We start from the raw sequence: 21,580 nt of genomic DNA on the forward strand, positions 1-21,580 counted from the left end.
AATCAATCCTTTTGTTTTAATTATTTTTTTCAAATGGTATATCTATCACGTCGAAGTCCTTAACAACCTTAGTGTTATTAAAGACAGTTTTTGCTTGATTTTGTAATTCATAAGCCATTTTACCTGTATATCTGGCCGAAACATGAGTAAGTAATAGACGACCAACATTAGCTTTAGTTGCTAACTTCGCAGCTTGCATGTTGGTTGAATGGTAGTAGTTGTGAGCCAATCTACTTTCACCCTTACCAAATGTACTTTCGTGAACCAATACATCAGAATTTTGAGCCAAGTTATAGCTAGTTGGGTTGCTTCTAGTATCACCAATGATGGTAACTGTTCTACCCTTTTGAGCTGGTCCAATGAAATCTTGACCATTAATTTCTCTACCGTCATCTAAAGTAACAGTTTCCCCATTCTTAATCTTTCCGTATACCGGACCAGAAGGAATATTTGCTTCCTTTAACTTATCAACTAGTAGTTCACCTTGGTGGTCTTTTTCTTCAACTCTAAAACCATAACAAGTAATTTGATGATCTAATTCACCCATTGTTACCTTAAATTTATCATCTTCAAAAACAACACCTGGTTGTGTTAATTCTTCAAAATTAATTTTGTACGAAAGTTTAGTTTGAGATACTGCTAAACTTACACGAACAAAGTCCTCGATTCCCTTTGGTCCATAAATTGTTAATGGCGTGTCGCCACCTTGGAATGAACGTGAACTTAGCAGACCTGGTAACCCAAAAATATGATCACCGTGTAAGTGAGTAATAAAAATTTTATTGATTTTACGAGGCTTTAAGTTAGATCTCAAGATTTGTTGTTGAGTGCCTTCACCACAATCAAACAACCATACTGAGTTACATTCATCCAATAGTTTTAATGCCGTTGCTGCCACATTTCTAAATTTACCTGGAACCCCTGATCCAGTTCCTAAAAATTCTAATTGCATAAATTCATTTTTCCTTTTCTATTCGTAATATTCGATATATAAATTGTAGCACATAAAAAAAGATGGGATTAGTCCCATCTACTTTTATTAGTCCACAAATGAGAATGTGAAGTCTAGAATTGCAACCATGTCGCCGTCTTTTGCGCCATGTTCTCTTAGTGCATCATCAACACCCATTCCCTTAAGTTGTCTTGCGAAACGTAGCATACTTTGGTCGTGAGTTGTATCTGTCATTTGGAATAGACGTTCAATCTTCTTACCATAAAGAACCCAAACACCGTCTTCATCACGTCTGATGTTGAATGGTGCTTCTTCATCATCAGCATTGTATTCAACTTCTTCATCAACGTCTTCAACGTCAGTGATTGGGAACTTAGGAGTAGTTTCCAATAAGTCTGAAGTCTTAGAAATTAATTCCTTAAGTCCTTCATGAGTGATTGAAGAAATAGCTAACACTTCGTGAGCTAATTCGTCGTCTTTAATTTGTTCTTTAAATGTTTCTAGATTTTCAGCAGCATCAGGCATATCCATCTTAGTTGCTACTACGATTTGTGGTCGTTTTAGCAGATTTTCATCGTACTTAGCTAATTCATCGTTAATCTTCTTGTAGTCAACGTAAGGATCTCTTCCTTCTTGACCACTCATATCAACTAAGTGCAAGATTACACGAGTTCTTTCAACATGACGTAAGAATTGGAAACCTAAACCAATTCCAGAAGAAGCTCCTTCAATCAATCCTGGTAAATCAGCAATTACAAAGTCTCTACCGTCATCTAGTCTAACCATCCCTAGGTTAGGTACCAAGGTTGTAAAGTGGTATTCAGCAACCTTAGGTTTGGAACTAGTAATTGTAGATAGTAGTGTTGACTTACCAACTGATGGGAATCCAACTAATCCAACATCAGCCAATACTTTTAATTCTAAACGAATGTTTAATTCTTCACCAGGTTCACCGTTTTCGGCAATTTCCGGTGCTGAGTTCTTGGCAGATGCGAAATGGGTGTTTCCACGTCCACCACGTCCACCTTTCAATGCAACGTACTCATCTTCAGGATTTACCAAGTCAAATAATAATTGGTTAGTATCATCATTATATAATGATGTTCCTTCCGGAAGATAAATATATAAATCTTCGGCACTCTTTCCGGTCATTCGTTTATTTCCACCGTCTGCCCCATTTTTAGCGGCAAACTTACGCTTATATCTGAAGTCCATCAAGGTGTTCATCCCTGTGTCCACAGCAAAAATAACGCTTCCTCCGCGGCCACCATCACCACCAGCAGGTCCACCGTTTGGAACGTATTTTTCTCTTCTGAAGGCAACGATTCCGTTACCACCTTTTCCTGACTTTACATTAATTTTTACTTGATCAACAAACATGTTATCTCCGCTCTACTTTTTATTTTATACATAGTATAACTTTATTTTTAAAGACCGTAAACAGTCCACATCATTTTTCAATATTATTTAATGAGTATTTGATATTCTTTGCTGTTTTAGAATTAATACCCAATGCTTCAATTTCATTAATTGGAGCGTTGGCAATTTTATTCATTGTCTTAAACTTGTTCAATAACTTACTTCTAGTTTTTGGTCCAACTCCCTCAATTGTATCAAGTTCTGAGCTAAGTGAATGCTTAGTGTGAACTTGACGATGGAAGTTAATGGCAAATCTATGAACTTCGTCTTGAATTCTTTGAACAAGATAGAATGCCTGACTCTTCGGATTCAATGAAATATGTTCATCCAATTGTCCAAATAATAAGTCGGCAGTCTTATGTTTATCGTTTTTAACCATTCCAGCAACCGGAATTTCCAAGCCTAACTCGTTTTCCAAAACATCCTTAACCGCATTTAACTGGATTTCTCCACCATCCATTAAAATTAGATCCGGCAAGTCAGCATGTTCTTTCAAAAGTCTGGTATATCTTCTTCTAATAACTTCTCTGGTACTTGCTGCTTCATCAGCATGATCTTCGTTGCGTAATTTATATTTACGATAAGCATTCTTATTAGGTTTACCATCCACAAACTGAATCATGGCTGAAACAATGTCAGCACCTTGAATATGTGAATGGTCAAATGCTTCTATCGTTTTAGCTGAAGAAATATTCAAGGCAACTGCCAATTCATCAGCAGCTCCCTTAGTCTTGATGTTATCCAGTTCCATCAAACGGAATTTTTCATCCAAGACTAACTTGGCATTCTTTTGTGCCATATCGATTAAGTCTTTCTTTTGACCTCTTTGCGGAACCCTAACCGGTGTCCCAATGGCTTCTGAAATCAAATCGGCATCCAAAGTTTCTGGGATTAAAACCTCTTTTGGGGTTTGGTGATCTTCTTCAGAATAAAATTGACCAATAAAATCCTCCATTGTTTCAACCGGATCGTCGACAATTGGAAAACTACGCTTAACCCGTTTTAACAGTCTAGCTTGTCTGATAAAGAAGATTTGAATTGAAATCCATCCGTGGTTCACATAGTAATTAAAGATGTCACGAGGTGTGGTGTCATTTGAAATAATTTTTTGTTTTTCCACAGTTATTTCAATGTACTTCAATTGATCCCTAATTTCAGCAGCACGTTCATATTGCAAAGAATCTGCGGCAATTTTCATCTTTTCAGTCAACATCTTTTTGGCAATCCCTACATCACCATTTAAAAACGACTTAATGTGGCGAATTTGATTTTGATATTCAGACTTAGGTACCTTTTTAAAACAAGCTCCTAAACATTGTCCCATGTGATAATAAAGACAAGGTCGATGTTGATAACCGTTACATCTTCTTAAAGGATAAACCTTTTGTAGGAAATGCAATGTTTCATCAGCAGCATATACATTTGGATAAGGGCCAAAGTAGTATCCACCGTCTTTTTTTATTGTATTAACAATCTTTAATTGTGGATCTCGTTCATTTGTAATTTTAATGTATGGGTATCCACCATTGCCTTGTTTTAACTGAATGTTATAGTAAGGTCGATGTTTTTGAATCAAAGTAATTTCTAGTAAGAATGCTTCTTTGTCATTAGTCGTAATAATAGTTTCAAAGTCCCTAATTTGTGAAACCAATTTGGCTGTCTTTCCCTCATGGCTACTCTTAAAATATGACCTAACACGATTTTTTAGATTTTTAGCCTTACCAACGTAAATAATTTTACCTAGTTTATTCTTCATCAGATAACATCCGGGTAAGTCTGGTAATAATCTAAGTTTATGCTCAATGTGTGAAGTTGCCATTTTATCACCTCGTTTAAAAAAACACTTCAATATGACAAATTCGATTTAATTTGCTATCATATACCATAATAAGGAGATGCATAATTATGGGTTTAAATATTCAACGTAACAACGACTTAAATGCTATGTTCGATAAGTTTGCCAAACTGGACACTAAGAACGAAGATCGCGATAAATTTTTAAAACGTAAAGATAAGAAATCAACCGATAAAAAGAAAGAAAAATAATATAATTTAGGCTTCACAATTAAATTGTGAAGCCTATTTTTTATTGTTTATTTAGGCGGTTAATATTGAATTCAGCAATTTCTTCAAAATCAATATTGTTCCATTCTGCAACTTGAGATAGGTACCAAAGTACGTCTCCCATTTCCTTCACTAACTTTTCACGGTCTAGTGAATCGCCATGGAAAGTGTACTTCTTTACTAGGTCAACAACTTGACCAGTTTCACTAGCTAGCCCAAGTGCACAATTAGTTAAAACTTGTTCATTTCCGTGTAACGTTTTGTTAGCAGCTTTTTGGTAATCATTAAATTCCACTTATTTTACCCCCGTTTTACTTTCAATCCATTTCCAAACTTCTTCTTTTCCGTACTTACTTAAAGCAGAAAATAATTGTATTTCATCACCATCGTTTAAGTCAACAGTCTTGTTTAAAATACTTTCTTCTTTATTCCACTTACTCTTAGGAGTCTTATCCATTTTAGTAGCCAAAACTAAAGTTGGAATGTCATAGTATTTTAGAAACTCGTACATTTGCAAATCATCTTGACTTGGTGCACGTCTACCATCAATTAATAAAACAACTCCCTTTAGTTGCTTTCTAGTGGTTAGATATGTTTCAATCATTTCTCCCCATTTAGCACGTTGTGCTTTTGAAATTTTCGCATAACCATAACCCGGAATATCAACAAAGAATAGTTTTTCGTCTAAGTTATAGAAATTCAATGTTTGAGTCTTTCCTGGTTTGTTAGAGGTTCTAGCATAACCGTTACGATTAATTAACACATTGGTTAAAGAAGATTTTCCCACATTGGAGCGACCAACCAATGCAATTTCTGGATATCCATTACTTGGGTATTGTTTTGGTTCCACCGCACTGATATCGATATTGACGTTGTGTACATCCATCTTAATTCACTCGTTTCTGTAATTTTATATATCAATTTTACCATAAAAAAGGTACCTTCATAAATGCATTTACCACAAAAATACCTTTTAATTATTATAAAAACAAAAGGCCTTACAGTGTTAAATACTGTAAGGCTTTTTATTATTGAGCTTCTTTTACAATCTTTGGTTCTGATTTTTTCGAAACAGAGTCAGCGGTAACTATAACTTTCTTAACATCATTATCGCTTGGTACTTCGTACATAATATCTCTCATAGTATCTTCCATGATTGATCTTAATCCACGGGCACCCGTCTTTCTTTCAATAGCTGTATGAGCCATTTCTTTTAGAGCATCATCTTCAAATTCCAACTCAACTCCATCGAGTGACATTAGTTTAACGTATTGTTTAACCAATGCATTCTTAGGTTCCGTTAAAATTCTAACCAAATCTTCTTCACTTAACTTGTTTAAAGCAGTAAGAATTGGCAAACGACCAATAAATTCTGGAATTAGACCAAATTGTAGCAAGTCACTTGGAATAACGTGTTGCATAATGTTATCGTCATTAACTTTAGCTGCTTCGCTGGAATCCGTACCAAATCCGATGGTCTTATCTCCTAAACGATGTTTTACGATGTCTTGAATACCATCAAATGCACCACCAACGATGAATAAAATGTTCTTAGTATCAATTTGAATCATTTCTTGTTGTGGATGCTTTCTACCACCATTAGGTGGAACACTGGCAACTGTACCTTCTAGAATTTTCAATAGTGCTTGTTGAACACCTTCACCGGAGACATCACGAGTAATAGAAACATTTTCAGATTTCTTAGCAATCTTATCAATTTCATCAACGTAAATAATTCCCTTTTCGGCTCTTTCAACATCAAAGTCAGCATTTTGAAGTAGCTTTAGTAAGATGTTTTCAACATCTTCACCCACATAACCAGCTTCAGTAAGTGTTGTAGCATCAGCGATTGCAAATGGAACGTTTAAAATACGAGCCAGTGATTGAGCAAGGTATGTTTTACCTGAACCAGTTGGTCCAATGATTGAAATATTACTCTTCTGTAGTTCAGTATCGTCATCATCGTCTAAGTTATTAACACGCTTATAATGGTTATATACAGCAACTGCTAAAGTCTTCTTAGCTTCATCTTGACCAATTACGTAATCGTTTAATTTATCAACGATTTCCTTTGGGCTTAATGACTTAATTGTTGTATCTGCATTTTCTTGCGCTAATTCTTCGTCGACGATATCTTTACATAAATCGATACATTCATTACAAATATATACGCCAGGTCCCGCGACGATTTTCTTTACTTGATCTTGTGATTTACCACAAAATGAACAAGTAATGGGGCCTTTTCCTTCATTATCTTCAAACAAAAACTTCACCCCTATATAATTACGATATTATTTTAAATAATACCACATTATTAATATTGATAACATCATAATGCTTTAGATTAAAAAAGGTCCAATTAACTAATTGTTAACTGGACCTTTAATATTAACAAAAATCTAAATTATTTGTTAATTTTTGACTTTGGTTCTTGTTTTGCGTTGTCAGTGATTAACTTAACAGCGTTTTGAATTGAAATATCATGTTTCAACATGTCTTCAGTTAAAGCACCACGTACGGCTTCTTCTTTCATACCGTATTGAGCAGCTAAGTCCTTAACTTGTTGATCAATTTCTTCTTGTGATGGAACGATATTAGCGTCCTTAACAATTGCTTCTAGTACAAGGTTAGTCTTAACACGTTCGTCAGCACCTTGAGCAAATTGTTTCTTCAAGTCTTCTGGCTTAGTACCAGTTAGTTGGAAGTACATTTCAGCATTGATACCTTGTTGTTGCATACTTGCAAGGTATTGATCCATTTGACGTTGAACGTCTTCATCAATCATTGCTTGAGGAATTTCTTTAACAGTAGCATTTGCTACAGCACCCTTAATAGCTTCATCTTCAACTTGAGTGTCACCTTCGGCCTTCTTTTGATCCTTTAATTGGTCCTTAATCTTAGCCTTTAGTTCTTCTAGACTATCAACATCTTCGTCAACGTCCTTAGCAAATTCGTCATCTAGTTCAGGCATTTGCTTTTCTTTAACTTCATGAATCTTAGTCTTGAATGTAGCTTCTTTTGATGCTAATTCCTTAGCTTGGTAATCTTCTGGGAAAGTTACCTTAACATCAACATCTTCACCAGCTTTGTGACCAACTAATTGGTCTTCAAAGCCTGGGATAAATGATTTTGAACCTAATTCTAGTGAGTAGTTAGTTGCTTGACCACCATCAAATTGTTTGCCGTCAACATAACCATCAAAGTCGATAACAACAGTGTCACCGTTTTCAGCAGCCTTGTCTTCTTTAAGAACTAATTCTGCTTGATTCTTACGCATGTCTTCAATCTTTGCGTCTACATCTTTTTGGTATACACGAGTATTTGGTTTTTCAACAACGATTCCTTTGTAATCACCTAGTTCTACTTCAGGCTTAACAGTAACGTTAGCTTTTAGAACCCATGGTTGATCCTTTTCTAGACTATCAATGTTAACTTCTGGTTGAGCAACTGGTTCAATACCAGTTTCCTTGATAGCTTCACTGTATGCTTCTGGTAAAAGAATGTTTAAAGCATCTTGGTATAGAGCTTCTTCACCATACATTTCGTTAAATACTTGGCGTGAAACTTTTCCCTTACGGAAACCAGGAACAGTGATGTTTTTCTTGTTCTTGTTGAAGGCTTGATCTAAACCTTCTTTTACTTTGTCAACACTAATTTCGAATGTTAATTCACCGTCATTAGTGCCTTTTTTTTCCCATTTAGCTGACATTATTTTCCCTCCGACATGAAAATATAATTTTTACAATTTTCTTCTAATTGCGCACCTCTATATTTTAACGTAACACAAGTAAAAAGTAAATAATTATAGGTTTTTAGCTTATTTTTATGTACAAAAAAAGATTCAGATAAAAATCTGAATCTCTTTTTTAGAATTGATTATTCTTCGATGTCTGAAACAACACCGGCACCAACAGTGTGACCACCTTCACGAACAGTGAACTTAGTTCCCTTTTCGATGGCAACTGGCTTAGTTAGCTTAACGTTGAATTCAACGTTATCACCAGGCATAACCATTTCAACACCGTCTTCTAGTTCGATAACACCAGTAACGTCAGTGGTATGGAAGTAGAATTGTGGACGGTAGTTTGAGAAGAATGGAGTATGACGTCCACCTTCTTCTTTACTTAAAGCATATACTTGAGCCTTGAATTCAGTATGAGTCTTGATTGAACCAGGAGCAGCGATAACTTGACCACGTACAACTTGTTCACGGTTTACACCACGAAGTAACATACCAACGTTATCTCCGGCTTCACCTTCGTCAAGAGTCTTACGGAACATTTCTAGACCAGTAACAGTAGTCTTTAGGATGTCTTCAACAAGACCGATGATTTCAACTTCGTCACCAATCTTAACAACACCACGGTCGATACGTCCTGAAGCAACAGTACCACGACCAGTGATAGTAAATACATCTTCAACAGGCATTAGTAATGGTTTTGAAGCATCACGTTCTGGAGTTGGAATGTATTCGTCAACAACATCCATTAAGTGTAGGATTACATCTTTTTGTTCTTGGTCATCTTGTAGAGCCTTTAGAGCTGAACCACGAACAACTGGAATATCGTCACCAGGGTAATCGTATTCTGAAAGTAATTCACGTACTTCCATTTCAACTAAGTCAACTAATTCATCATCGTCAACTAAGTCAGTCTTGTTTAAGAATACAACGATGTATTCAACACCAACTTGGCGAGCTAGAAGAATGTGTTCACGAGTTTGTGGCATAGGACCATCAGTTGCGGCAACAACAAGGATGGCACCATCCATTTGAGCGGCACCAGTGATCATGTTCTTAACGTAGTCAGCATGTCCTGGGGCATCAATATGAGCGTAATGACGCTTTTCAGTTGAGTATTCAACGTGAGCAGTGTTGATTGTGATACCACGTTCACGTTCTTCTGGAGCAGCATCGATTTGAGCGTAATCAGAAGCGTCTGCTAGACCCTTTTCTGAAAGCACTTTAGTGATAGCTGCAGTTAAAGTAGTCTTACCATGATCAATATGGCCAATAGTACCAATATTTACATGGGGTTTTGTTCTTTCATAATGTTCTTTTGCCATTTATGAAAACCTCCTATAAATTTCGAAAGATTTGAGTTAGCAAACGCCAACCCATCTTTATGATTTATTATACTACATCTTCTCAAAAAGACAAAATCACATATCAGTCTCAAGAAGAATTCCTTTAATATTATAGCTACTGTATTTTTATTTGTAAACACAAAAAAACTATATTTAACAATTTTATTCTATTTAATTGAATTAAACTGTCGCTTTATGATTTCGATTAATTTTACGTAATCATTGTTATCATCATCTGTGTACTCTTTTGCGCTTAGATATGCCTGTATTGATAAATCATACCACCTGTTTGCATCCAGAATTAGTTCGTCATTAAATGGGTACATCAAAATTGATTGATGTTGAAAATAACTACTCAATAACATAAATTTTTCTGGATCCATCATGTACTCTTCATTTAATCGATTAAAGATTAACTGGTATGATTTCATATCTTGAAGTGATTTAATTTCACTCATCTTAACTTTCTTTGTCTTTCCATCAATCCAAATCATATCAACAATCTCGTTTGAACCAACTTTTCTTAACGTATCGATTATCTCTGCTTTAATGACAGATTGGACAAATGGATCCATCAAAACAAAACGACTATATTTTAAAAATTCATCGTACGGTAAATGTTGTCCATTTAAAAACGCTTCTTTTTGCCAATACATCGTCTGTTTACTACTTATATGGTAGAACTTTTGCGCAAGTTGATGAATTTCTTCGTTTGAATTACTTCTAAAAAAAGCTTCGCTTTCTTTAATTAGCTTTAAGCCATCATTGTAATAACTAGTGTTTGATTTAAACGTTTCAACAATTTCTCTAGATTTAATGTATTCATTGTTCTTTAATAACACATTAATCATTAATAAAAAGTCATTCTCATTTGCGGTAAATGCATTTGGATTTTCCATAACTTCTTTTCTTGCTTCAACATATTGCTTTAAGCTAAAAAGAGATTGAACTAATAATACTTCAATCTCTTCGCTCGGCTGATTTTCTAAGTAATTTTTGGCTTTGTTGATAGCTAATTGATATTTTTTATCATCAATATGGGATGCAATATCCTTGGCTATTTGTGAACTTTGTTCATCCATTAAAATCACTCCGAATAATTAACCTTATTTATTTTTGTGGTCGCTTCTTTTTATGATGTTGGTTTACTTCCATAATAACTGGAAGAATTACTGGACGACGCTTTGTCTTATCAAATAAGAAATGACTAATTTTTTCTCTAACTGATTGTTTCAAGTGGCTCCAATCAAATTCCTTATTATCAAGATTCAATTGAATAGTCTTAGAAACAATTTCAGCGGCTTCATTCATTAGGTCTTTATTTGACTTAACGTAAATGAATCCCCTTGAAGTTATCTTAGGACGAGAGATAATAATCTTTTTCTTTCTATCAATTGTAACTACAACAATGAAGATACCATCTTCTGATAGCACCTTACGGTCACGTAAAACAATGTTACCAATGTCTCCAACACCAATACCATCAATCATAGTGTTACCCGCTTCAACGGCATTACCATGGTGGAATTTTGTGCCATCGTATTCGATAGTTTCACCCTTACTTAGGATTAAGATTTTATCCTCATCGACACCCATGTTAGTAGCCGCACGTTTGCTTTCATTCATCATCATGTATTCACCACTAACCGGAATGAAGTATTGTGGTTTTAACAAGCTAATTAACATTTGAATGTCTTCAGCACTTGCGTGATCAGAAACATTTAAATCATTTGAAATAACCTTAACCGTACCGTCTGCCTGGTATACCATGTCATCGGTCTTAGCCATGCTGTTATCCATTGCTGGAGATGGTGAAGTAGCAATCAATACAACATCACCTGGTTCAATGTTGATATCTTTTTGCTGTTGAGCAGCCATTCTTTGAACAAGCTTGATTGGTTCACTAATTGGATTAGTTTCCAATACAACAATTTCGTCGCTTTCCAATTTTTTTAAATCTTCGATGTCTTCAATTAACAAATCTTCTGCAACATTAATGTAACCAGAATCAATTGCTAATTTCACTTTGGCATCTAGGTGCTTACCAATAAACACTTTTCTTTCAGATTTTTCTGCCGCATCAAACACTTGTTGAATTCTTAATAGGTTAGCAGAATTAGCTGCAACAATTACACGGTTCTTACTATCTTCGAATGTATCAAAGATGTATTGGCTGGCTTGAATTTCATTTGCCATTGGGAATGGATTGTCAGCATTTTGTGAGTCCGCTAATAAAGCGATAACCTTCTTATTACCAACCTTAGCAATTGAACTGTAATCAGTTGCAAAACCGTTACGTAATGCTGGATCAAACTTAAAGTCACCAGTGTATACAATTTGTCCTTCTTCAACAGCCAATGAAATTCCCATTGAATCAGGTACCGAATGACTAGTCTTAAAGAAAGTAACTGTAACATCATCGGAAAGAATTTCGCTCTTTTCATTAATTACATTGAAGTTGTTAAACTTCTTTGATCTTTCGTTATTCTTAACTTCGTACTTAGCCATTTCAATCGTTAACTTTGAACCAAATACTGGAACGTCGAATTCACTGACGAAATATGGTAGTGCACCAATTGAATCCATATCACTATTAGATAGGAAAACTCCGATAATCTTTTCCTTGTTTTCACGTAAGTATGTGAAATCTGGAATAACTACATCAATTCCTAACATGTCATTTTCGGGGTATTTTAGACCGCAATCTAAAACATAAATTCCATTGTTAATTTCAACGGCATATAGGTTCTTGCCACTCTCCCTTACTCCTCCTAAGGGAATAATTTTTACACTATTTTTCATGATTCACCTCATATAATTTTATGTATATTTTTATTATGAAATAAAATAATTATTTTCAATACGATCTCATTTAACTATCTATAGTGTATCATACTTTTAAATTGAATAATAACTGATAAGTGAATATATGTATGTATAAAAAAATGGAACCACTCGTAGAGCAGTTCCATTTTAAAAATATTAACGACGTAGACCTAAACTCTTGATTAAATCACGGTAACGTTGAACATCTTTGTTACGTAAGTATCTTAGTAAGTTACGACGGTGACCGATTTTCTTCAACAAACCACGTTGTGAATGGAAATCTTTCTTGTGTTCTTTCATGTGACCATTAATTTCGTTAATGTCAGCAGTTAGTACAGCAATTTGTACTTCAGCAGAACCAGTGTCACCATCATGTCTAGCATACTTCTTGATGATGTCGTTCTTTTCAGCTTGTGTTAGAGCCATTGTGTTTCCCACCTTTCAAAAGTAAATATACCAGATACTGAGTAAAGCGCCAGATGAGAGCAGCGACAAAACTAAGTATCGGTACTGTAGTTTTAAACTACGTTAATTATACTACTATGATTACTTGAAAATAGCAAGATAATATCATTATTAATATGATTGTACAAATCCGAATTATATAATTCTATTGCTTTTTTAAGTTGTCTTTTGTATAATAAAAGTCGTTGAAATTTAAGGATTTTAAATAAAATTCGACTTTTTTGGAGGTGAATTTCATGCCTGTTATTAAATCTGCTATCGAACGTGTAAAAACTAATGAAAAAGCAAACAAACGTAACGCATCTCAACTAAGCAAGATGAGAACTGCTGTTAAGAAGTTTGAAAAAGCTGATGCTAACGCTGACAACCGTGAAGAACTATTCAACAACGCTGTTAGTGCATTAGACCATGCTAAGTCAAAGGGCTTAATCAAAGCTAACACTGCTGCACGTAACAAATCACGTCTAGCTAAGTTAAACAAGTAAAAAGAACTCAGTTTTAACTGAGCTTTTTTTATTCCTAAAAAAGGACATCTCTTTTGAGATGTCCTTTTTTGTTTATCCAATTTGATTGTCGACAAATTTCAAAGTGAACATTTGAAATAGTAGTTCTGGTGATTCAGGTGTTGATTTTAATTTTTCTTCCACATCAACTAATCCCAAATAGGCATCCCTTAAACTGCTAAATTGATACTTACGCACATTTTGCATTGCCAGTTTCACTCTAAATGGATGAACCTTTAGCTTTTCTGCAATGTTACCCTGGCTATATCCTTTCCGGCTTAATACATTTACCTGTAGTAATAGTCTGAATTGAGACAACAAGACCGCATTGATTTGTAATGGTTCTTGATCCTCTACGATTAGGTTACGGTATAAATCAATGGCGTTTTTGGAATCCTTTTTCATTACGTAATCAATTAAATCAAAAACGTTTTGGTCTAATGACTTGGCAACCAATCTATCGATACTGTCCTTAGTAATTACCTTATCCCTTTGACAGTATAGGAATAACTTAGGAAGTTCGTTCATTGCGGATGATAAATCGTTAGATACTCTGCCTAGTAATTCTTGAAGGGCATCCCCTTCTACCGTATACCCATTACTCTTAATGTTGTTAGCAACGTATGATTGGATGGCACGATCATCTAGTTTGGTTAAATCAATTACCTCTGCATTGTTTTTCAACTGCTTGGTAACCTTTTTTCTAGAATCTAGTTTTCCATATGGTGCCATGATGACCATAACCGTACTATCAACTGGATGGTTAACATATTCAATAAAACTATCGATGTCATGATCTAAGGTCGACTTGCTACGTTCACCGGTTAAAAAGTACGGATTGTTAACAACAACCAATCGCTTTTCACCAAAGAATGGCAAACTTTCAGCATCCCCCACGGCAGTGGCAATGTTTTGACTTTCCATGTCATAGCTAGCGAAGTTCATGGTTCTTTCTTCTTCCGGAATTAATTCCACAAAGTGTTTTTTTATTTCATTAATTAAATAGTCTTCTTTACCTAACACTAGATATATTGGGTTGATATTATTGTTTTTAATTTGTGTTAATAGTTCGTTTACTTTCATTACTATTCCCCTTGCAATTTAAATATCCAGTGATTTCCTAATAATCCATATTTATATGATATCATACCCTGTTTTTGTGTGTTCACGTATGCTAAATTATTATCCTTTAATCTTTGCAGTGTTTCAACACTTGGATGGTGATATCGGTTGTTCCTACCGGCGGAGATAATTGATATTTTGGGATGAATGAATTTTAAAAACGCATCACTGCTGGAGGTATCACTGCCATGATGACCCAGTTTCAAATAATCCGCTTTTAGCATCGGATATTTTTGCATGATGTCACTCTCACCACTAGATGGTAAGTCACCCATAAACAGCCAACTACGATTTCCTTTTATTGTTCCTACGACGACCGAGTCCTCGTTTTTACCAAGGCCACTTTCAAAAGGATGATAAATGTTAAACGGAAAATCAGGTATCTTTTGGTCCGCTTTAACCAACACTAGTTTTGTTTTATTCAAATAAGGACGGATTTTTCTCATTATCGATGGATTGTTCTGCAAACCATCCCCGACAATAATCCGGTCGACCTTTAAATCCGCTAACATTGCAGGAATATCCCCAGTGTGATCAGCGTCTTGATGACTCAACACCAGATTATCAAGATGATTAATACCGATACTCTTTAGGTAATTAATCGACGTTTTTTCTGCCTGATAGGTCACCTTACTATTTTTCCTGCGACCAAATTGCAGCTTACCACCCGTATCAATCATGGTGATTGAATGATTAAGCGGTTCACGAATTAGGATGCTATCACCCTGACCGACATCGAAAAAGGATACCTCACCCTGAACTGGATAGTGAATATACATAAATGTGATTAGATACATACATATTAGCATCAACACTCTTTTTAAGGTCATCCTATCGATTACCAATAAAGTCATTACCAATAATATTGTTGCCACATACAGATTGGGTTTACCAAAATTAATCTGCCCAGGTAAAGCCCCCAGCCAATTTACGACAGTATCAAAACTATTTAATATTATCGCCACCAACGAACTAAACCATTCGGCAATCGGGTACGTAATTACCGCGATTAATATCATCGGCATAATTAACGCCGAGAATATCGGAATCACCAGATAGTTGGCCAGCATCGTTAGAGCATGCCACTGAAATAACTTGTAGATAATAAAGGGCAAACTGACTAGGTTCATCATCACCGTTTGTTTTAGCGGTCTCATTTTATTGGTATAAATCAAACCGAATGCCAGAGCATAACTTAGCTGTGAACCAAACTGTAATAACATCTCAGGCTCAATTATTAAATTGACCATCAAGGTAATCGAAAAGACATCCAAACCGGTCAATCGCTTATTTAGTATTAACGCAATAATGCCGATTTCAACCGTTAATATCGACCGCATCAATCCAATCGATGAGCCGGCAATAACGAAATATGTTGGCAGAAATATCAAGGTAATCCACCGAGTCTTCTCCCTGGTAACACGGAATAGTCCCAGTATCATTTTCAATAGGTTCACGATGTAAAAGACATGCAAACCGGAAATACTAAATAAGTGAATGAGCCCCAATGTCTTCACACCAGATAGTTCGTCATTGAATGAAGTATCCATGACACCTAGAAATAGACTGCTGGCGTATAGATTCAAGGGACGTGGTAATTGGTTCGTGTATTTCAGCATTATCATCCGTAAATAATGAAGAATATCGATGATTGAAAAACGATGTTGTTCTACTACACTATTTATCTGCTTAACCGTCAATCGACTATAGACACCCATACTTTCGTAGTATTCCTTGGCATCAAACTGGTTAAAGTTTCTGGCCTCATCAAATGGCTGGACGACTCCAGAAACATTGATGACAATTGGTTTAAAATATTGATTTACCATCTTTGCGTCATTGCCGTAGATCATTATCTTCTTACCGGTATCAGTAATAGTGCCGATACCATAAAATGAGTCGTCACTGTACTTAATATTGTCTGGATAAATTAAAACACTTTTCGTTACCGTTTGTTGTCCTTGAATTTGATTAGCCTGATTTTGTTTATATCTATACCAGAAAACCAAACAAAAAATAACCACCATGACGGTGGTTATTTTTATTACTAACGCGTTTTTTAATCGAATGATCCGAATCATCCATAAACAAAAAAGCAATAGACCGAGCTTTAAATCACCAAAGAAAACAATGCTTAATATTCCAATCGAAATCGATGGAAAAATATATAAATTATTAATTTATTTTGGTAAATAAGAGCTAAATTCAATTTGTTTGATTGTTTCTTCATCCAAGATTACTTGATTCAATTCGACATTATTTTGTTTAATTAATGACAATGCATATTCATCATTGTGGTAGTTTCTTAGATAGTTAATCTTTTTGATTCCCGCTTGTAATAATACTTTGGTACAAGGAAGACATGGGAAATCAGTTACATAGATTTCTGAACCATCAGTTGATTCACCGAACTTGGCACATTGAGAAATGGCGTTCATTTCGGCATGAATTGTTCTTAAGCAATGGCCGTCTCGCATGTAACACCCAACATCAATACAGTGTTCATCCCCCGCAACTGATCCGTTATAACCACCAGCAATAATACGTTTATCTCTTACGATGGTTGCTCCAACAGAAAGGCGGTTACAGGTCCCACGTGTTGAAAGTAAAACAGCTTGTAGCATGAAATATTGATCCCATGGAATTCTGTGTTTAGTCATAATTAATTACTCTCCCTCTTTTACTACTATTCATAGTATAGCAAAGATTACACTTCTAAAGAATCTTTTAATCTTTCAAATGTCTTATCACCGAATCCACTGACCTGTTTGATTTCGTCGATTGAGTGAAAACCATTGTGTTGGTTACGATAATCAATTATTTTTTTCGCTTTCTTTTCACCCACGTGGTCGAGTTTTTGTAGTTCATTTAAGTCTGCGGTATTCAAATTAATTTTGACGTTATTAGCAGAATTACCTGTGAGCGTATTATTTGAACTAGCAAACGATGAACTCCCGGATGCACCTTTTTTATTAACAACGACAACATCTTGGTCGTTTAATACTTTAGCTAGGTTAACATTTTGTTCATCGGCATCTGCCTTGAAGCCGCCCGCTTCCCTGATGACGTCGGTAACACGCTTGTTGGATGGAATTTGGTAGACACCGGGATGCTTAACCTCTCCTTTAACATCAATGTATAGGTCTCCCGAAGCACCACTTTGGCTTTTATAAGAAGATGATGAAGCCACAACACTACTTTGTTCTGAATAATCTGTTGCTACATTGTTAGCGTCATTACTGTTTTGGTTCATAATTAAAATAATAACTAACCCTAAACTAAAAGCGATGAGCAATAGACCAATCAAAATTTTATATGCATGTTCGTCAATTATTTCTTTTATCTGCGTTGAAAAATCTAATATCTTATTCACCGTTTCCTCCTTTCTAAAACTTAGATACGAAAAAAGGAATGTAATTTATTCAATTACATTCCTTTTATTTTATTTTTTTCAATGCATTTAAAGCATCACTGAATGAAGTTACCGGAATAACTTTCATGTTTGATGCATACTTCTTCGCTGTTTTAACAGCAAGTTGGTAATTAGTCATATGTTGATCTTCATACTTAAGCACTTCTTTGGTTGGCTTAACGTATGGTGCTAAGAAATACTTAGCGCCAGCATCTCGAGCAGCAATAATTTTCTTATCGATTCCACCGATTTCACCAACATTACCGTTTTCATCGATGGTTCCAGTACCAGCAATATTTTGTGAGTGTCTAATATTTTGTTGTGTTAATTGACCATAGATTTGAAGCGAAAACATCAATCCTGCAGATGGCCCCCCAACTTCTCCTGGATTAACATCAATTGGTATCTTAGTAGAAACCTGATTGTCATCAGATAAAATAATTCCAATCCCAGCTTGATTGGTTCCTGCTAGCTTATAAAGTTTTCTAGTAATTTGAATTTTTTTCTTATTACGGTAAACCGTTAAAGTCATCTTTGAACCAATTTTCTTAGACTTTACATAATTTCTAAACTGCGCAGAACTTTTAAATTTATGTCCATTTAAAGAAACGATTGAATCGCCAGCTTTAATTTGGTTATAAAAGTTAGACTTACTATCAACAGCTAGCACATAGATACCACGATATTTTAAATAAACATCCTTTTTGGCATAATGAAAAGCATTATAAATCGCATTGTTAATTGCACTTTCCATATAAACATTTTGCAAATTGATATAACTTTGCTGATCTTGATTACCTGTTACATCGCTAATGCTTTCAATTGTTTGGTGCGGATTAAGTTTAGCAACAACGTATGATGCAATTGATGCTTGTGATTCACTTACCGTGGTAAACATGAATTTACCTTTGAACTTATCACTGTGTCCCTTGATGGAAACAACCGGTTTTAAATTAGGAGCTGTTCCGGGACTTTCAATATACTTTGGTAGAAATGGAATATTAACAAAAATCGCAAGCGCAGCAATTGCCACAAAAAGCGCGATTAATTTATTCCGTCTGTTATTTTTAAACATTAACTTAACTTCTCTTTCAATGCCGTAGCAACGTTTTGTGGTACATAAGGAGTAATATCTCCGCCAAAATGAGCAATTTCCTTAATTAAACTAGATGAAACGGATTGAAACTCTGGACGTGTAATCAAAAAGACTGATTCGATTGTATTATCCAAGTTGTAGTTCATTGAAGCAATTGAACTCTCCGCATTAAAGTCACTAGAATTACGAAGTCCCCTGACAATTACGGTTGCGCCTACCTGTTTTGCTAGATCAACTGTTAATCCATCAGCAGCAGCGACTGAGACATTTTCAATTCCTTCAATATTTGGCTTAATTAAGCTCATTCTTTCATCATAACTAAAGACACCATTTTTACTGGTATTCTTTGCCACAGTAACGACAACCTCATCAAACATCTTACTTGCACGTTTAATTAAATCCAGATGTCCCTTAGTCAATGGGTCGAAGCTTCCCGGGAAGATTGCTTTTGTCATAACTATCCCCTCTTTATTCTATAAATAGAAATAATGGTAATTCCATACTTCTTTTGTTTGACCATGTCATAACCTTCTACATCATCTTGTAAAACAACGTTATCGTCGGTTTCACAAATGACAATTCCATCATCATTAAGTAATTCTTTTTCTTTAATGATATGTAGTTGATCGACCATTTTTTGGTCTTTGTATGGTGGATCCAAGAAAATGTAGTCAAACTTATCATTTTGATCAGCAAAACGTTTTAATGCCATATCCGAATCCATCTTGTAAATTCTAAAGGCATCCATTTCATTGGTCATCTTAACGTTTTCTTTGATAGTCTTGATTGCTAGATATTGGTGGTCTACCAACACCGCACTATCAATTCCTCTAGACACTGCCTCTATTGCGACCGAACCAGAACCTGCGTATAAATCTAAAAATGACCCACCATTAAAAAATGGGCCAATCATATTGAATAAGGATTCTTTCACTTTATCGGTTGTTGGTCTTGTCTTACTACCTGGCACAGGCTTAAGGCTTCGACTACCAAATTTACCTGAAACAACTCTCATTTATCCAAACTCCTTAATAATCTTCATCATCATCAACATCTTCGAAGTCACCTTCAAGTGATAGTTCACTCGAAAGTTTTTCGTAAGGCGTTTCTTCTATTTTTTTGACAATTTTTAAACTACTAATTTTTTCTTTAATCCAATCGTAGTTATCAGCATTTACGTACATAACCACGTAGTGCATTTTTTGTGAGACATAATATATTAAGCCATATTTTTTCAATTGCCTGACTTGTTTAGTTGAATAAACATAAACAATTAGGCTTTTTCTGTTTTCGATTGTATCTGTCAAAAAATTCCCTCCACTTTAATAACGGATTCTTCTAGTTTTTTGAGTTTTTTGTTTTGCACTAATTACCAAAATCATTCCAATACACAATGCTAAGGTTAACATACTAGATCCACCATAACTAATGAATGGGAAAGTAACCCCGGTGATTGGTAGTAAACCAATTACACCACCTACGTTGAAGTATGCTTGAACCAACATGTATGTTCCAACACCATAACAAATTAAAGTATCGTATGTATCGTTTGAACGAATACCTAATTGGAATGCTCTAACAATAATTGTAAGTAATAGGAATAGGATGAACAATACCCCAATTAGTCCTAATTCTTCGGCGATAATCGCCATGATAAAGTCGGTATTTGGTTCAGGTAGGTACCCAGTCTTTTGAATACTGTTTCCTAAACCAACACCAAAGATTCCACCATTACTTAATGCGTAGTAAGAATTAACCAATTGTTGTCCAATTCCGTTGGCATATTTAAACGGATTACTGTAAGCAGTGATACGTTGGATTTGATAAATACTTGTTCCGTCTTTAAACACAAAGGATAAGATTTTTAGCGATATCCATCCGAATAATAATCCACCAGATGTAAGTAAAGTCGCCCCTCGCCAATTCATGCCAGATCCAAATAAAATTGCAAACATAATTGCCAAGTTAATAACGGTACCACCTAAATCGGGTTGGATAAAGACAAGGAATAACATAATAAAAATAGAGATAACTTGGATATGCGTTCTTGAGTGTTCACCATTAATAACTCTATCTTCCCTAGAGGATAAGAACTGAGCCATTCTTAAAATGATATAAACCTTGGCAACTTCGGCTGGTTGCACATGTAGAGGACCGATTGGAATCCATCCAGCTGAACCATTAACAGAATGTCCAAAGGCCTTTAACAAAATCAAACAAACAAACAATGTTAAAAAGAAGACTCCTAAAAACTTAGGCTTTCTAACAAACTTATTATTACCAGCTAAACATATTAAAATAATAATTAAACTGACTACCACAAACATACTTTGTTTGATTAAGTATCCAGTGGGTGTTCCACCAATTTGCGTTGCAACGTTTGAACTCGCTGAATAAACCATAATTATTCCAATTACAGATAGTAGTAGAAATGGAACGAAAATGTAGTAGTCCATTGCGTTAATATTAAATTTCATTTTTTTCCAGTGCTCTGATATATGCCACTTGTGCCAATACTCGGCGATTTTGCGTATCATATTTTTACATCTCCAACGTAACCTTTTAATATAACTAACATTATAGCATATCTACACTATTTGCTTTAGTATTTTAAAGACAACAAAAAAGGATGGACA

General features: G+C 35.1%; 22 protein-coding genes. 2 read left to right on the forward strand and 20 right to left on the reverse strand.

The genetic code is table 11. The features are described 5' to 3' along the window. Nucleotides 1-16: 16 nt before the first annotated feature. The 3 genes from rnz to uvrC all read right to left on the reverse strand — a co-directional run bounded on the left by rnz (nt 17) and on the right by uvrC (nt 4,190). Nucleotides 17-952 (reverse strand): ribonuclease Z, encoded by a 936-nt coding sequence (gene rnz / locus FD688_RS07120; protein ID WP_138742389.1) that lies wholly within the window; start codon nt 950-952, stop codon nt 17-19. A gap of 87 nt (nt 953-1,039) precedes the next feature. Beyond that, nucleotides 1,040-2,332: a GTPase ObgE gene (obgE, locus tag FD688_RS07125; RefSeq protein ID WP_138742390.1), complete on the reverse strand. Its 1,293-nt coding sequence runs from the start codon at nt 2,330-2,332 to the stop codon at nt 1,040-1,042. Nucleotides 2,333-2,402: 70 nt separating this feature from the next. Next, the gene (gene uvrC / locus FD688_RS07130; protein ID WP_138742391.1) at nt 2,403-4,190 is read right to left on the reverse strand and encodes an excinuclease ABC subunit UvrC; all 1,788 of its coding nucleotides are present in this window, start codon (nt 4,188-4,190) and stop codon (nt 2,403-2,405) included. 86 nt (nt 4,191-4,276) lie between these two features. Here uvrC and FD688_RS07380 point away from each other — a divergent pair, with 86 nt between their 5' ends. Continuing rightward, nucleotides 4,277-4,417, forward strand: coding sequence for an SPJ_0845 family protein (locus tag FD688_RS07380; protein WP_167540463.1), 141 nt, complete (start codon nt 4,277-4,279; stop codon nt 4,415-4,417). Nucleotides 4,418-4,457: 40 nt separating this feature from the next. Here the strand turns inward: FD688_RS07380 and FD688_RS07135 are convergent, their stop codons facing one another. From FD688_RS07135 to rpsO, 8 genes are all read right to left on the reverse strand, one after another. After that, the gene (locus FD688_RS07135; protein ID WP_034531728.1) at nt 4,458-4,730 is read right to left on the reverse strand and encodes a nucleoside triphosphate pyrophosphohydrolase family protein; all 273 of its coding nucleotides are present in this window, start codon (nt 4,728-4,730) and stop codon (nt 4,458-4,460) included. Further along, nucleotides 4,731-5,321: a ribosome biogenesis GTP-binding protein YihA/YsxC gene (gene yihA / locus FD688_RS07140; protein WP_138742392.1), complete on the reverse strand. Its 591-nt coding sequence runs from the start codon at nt 5,319-5,321 to the stop codon at nt 4,731-4,733. 142 nt (nt 5,322-5,463) lie between these two features. Further along, nucleotides 5,464-6,699, reverse strand: a complete 1,236-nt coding sequence (clpX, locus tag FD688_RS07145) for an ATP-dependent Clp protease ATP-binding subunit ClpX (protein ID WP_138742393.1) — start codon at nt 6,697-6,699, stop codon at nt 5,464-5,466. 140 nt (nt 6,700-6,839) lie between these two features. Then, nucleotides 6,840-8,144: a trigger factor gene (gene tig / locus FD688_RS07150; RefSeq protein ID WP_138742394.1), complete on the reverse strand. Its 1,305-nt coding sequence runs from the start codon at nt 8,142-8,144 to the stop codon at nt 6,840-6,842. A gap of 167 nt (nt 8,145-8,311) precedes the next feature. After that, the gene (gene tuf, locus FD688_RS07155; protein WP_053791852.1) at nt 8,312-9,499 is read right to left on the reverse strand and encodes an elongation factor Tu; all 1,188 of its coding nucleotides are present in this window, start codon (nt 9,497-9,499) and stop codon (nt 8,312-8,314) included. A gap of 188 nt (nt 9,500-9,687) precedes the next feature. Beyond that, nucleotides 9,688-10,602: a hypothetical protein gene (locus FD688_RS07160; protein ID WP_138742395.1), complete on the reverse strand. Its 915-nt coding sequence runs from the start codon at nt 10,600-10,602 to the stop codon at nt 9,688-9,690. A 28-nt stretch (nt 10,603-10,630) separates the two neighbouring features. Then, the gene (locus FD688_RS07165; protein ID WP_138742396.1) at nt 10,631-12,322 is read right to left on the reverse strand and encodes a ribonuclease J; all 1,692 of its coding nucleotides are present in this window, start codon (nt 12,320-12,322) and stop codon (nt 10,631-10,633) included. A 180-nt stretch (nt 12,323-12,502) separates the two neighbouring features. After that, complete coding sequence (gene rpsO / locus FD688_RS07170; RefSeq protein ID WP_054450187.1) at nt 12,503-12,772, reverse strand: 30S ribosomal protein S15; 270 nt, start codon at nt 12,770-12,772, stop codon at nt 12,503-12,505. A 275-nt stretch (nt 12,773-13,047) separates the two neighbouring features. Between rpsO and rpsT the strand changes: the two genes are divergently transcribed. Next, complete coding sequence (gene rpsT / locus FD688_RS07175; RefSeq protein ID WP_034531745.1) at nt 13,048-13,296, forward strand: 30S ribosomal protein S20; 249 nt, start codon at nt 13,048-13,050, stop codon at nt 13,294-13,296. A gap of 72 nt (nt 13,297-13,368) precedes the next feature. Here rpsT and holA read toward each other — a convergent pair whose 3' ends face one another. The 9 genes from holA to FD688_RS07220 form a co-directional block, all read right to left on the reverse strand. After that, complete coding sequence (gene holA / locus FD688_RS07180) at nt 13,369-14,397, reverse strand: DNA polymerase III subunit delta (RefSeq protein WP_138742397.1); 1,029 nt, start codon at nt 14,395-14,397, stop codon at nt 13,369-13,371. 2 nt (nt 14,398-14,399) lie between these two features. Beyond that, a complete protein-coding gene (locus FD688_RS07185) occupies nt 14,400-16,517 on the reverse strand; it encodes a DNA internalization-related competence protein ComEC/Rec2 (protein WP_190242941.1) in 2,118 nt (705 codons plus the stop codon). Between the two features lie 99 nt (nt 16,518-16,616). Further along, nucleotides 16,617-17,096, reverse strand: coding sequence for a ComE operon protein 2 (locus FD688_RS07190; protein WP_034534666.1), 480 nt, complete (start codon nt 17,094-17,096; stop codon nt 16,617-16,619). Nucleotides 17,097-17,143: 47 nt separating this feature from the next. Further along, complete coding sequence (locus tag FD688_RS07195; protein ID WP_138742399.1) at nt 17,144-17,809, reverse strand: helix-hairpin-helix domain-containing protein; 666 nt, start codon at nt 17,807-17,809, stop codon at nt 17,144-17,146. Between the two features lie 64 nt (nt 17,810-17,873). After that, nucleotides 17,874-18,923, reverse strand: coding sequence for a SepM family pheromone-processing serine protease (locus tag FD688_RS07200; RefSeq protein ID WP_138742400.1), 1,050 nt, complete (start codon nt 18,921-18,923; stop codon nt 17,874-17,876). Then, nucleotides 18,923-19,399, reverse strand: coding sequence for a pantetheine-phosphate adenylyltransferase (coaD, locus tag FD688_RS07205; RefSeq protein ID WP_138742401.1), 477 nt, complete (start codon nt 19,397-19,399; stop codon nt 18,923-18,925). Before coaD ends, FD688_RS07200 begins: the two co-directional genes overlap by 1 nt. Nucleotides 19,400-19,401: 2 nt before the next feature. After that, entirely contained in the window at nt 19,402-19,959 is a 558-nt protein-coding gene (rsmD, locus tag FD688_RS07210) for a 16S rRNA (guanine(966)-N(2))-methyltransferase RsmD (protein WP_138742402.1), read from the reverse strand. A gap of 13 nt (nt 19,960-19,972) precedes the next feature. After that, nucleotides 19,973-20,251: a YlbG family protein gene (locus FD688_RS07215; protein WP_053795617.1), complete on the reverse strand. Its 279-nt coding sequence runs from the start codon at nt 20,249-20,251 to the stop codon at nt 19,973-19,975. A 15-nt stretch (nt 20,252-20,266) separates the two neighbouring features. Continuing rightward, nucleotides 20,267-21,421, reverse strand: a complete 1,155-nt coding sequence (locus FD688_RS07220) for an FtsW/RodA/SpoVE family cell cycle protein (protein ID WP_138742403.1) — start codon at nt 21,419-21,421, stop codon at nt 20,267-20,269. Nucleotides 21,422-21,580: the final 159 nt, after the last annotated feature.

The organism is Apilactobacillus kunkeei (genome assembly GCF_005930975.1).
Classification (GTDB): Bacteria; Bacillota; Bacilli; order Lactobacillales; family Lactobacillaceae; genus Apilactobacillus; species Apilactobacillus kunkeei_E.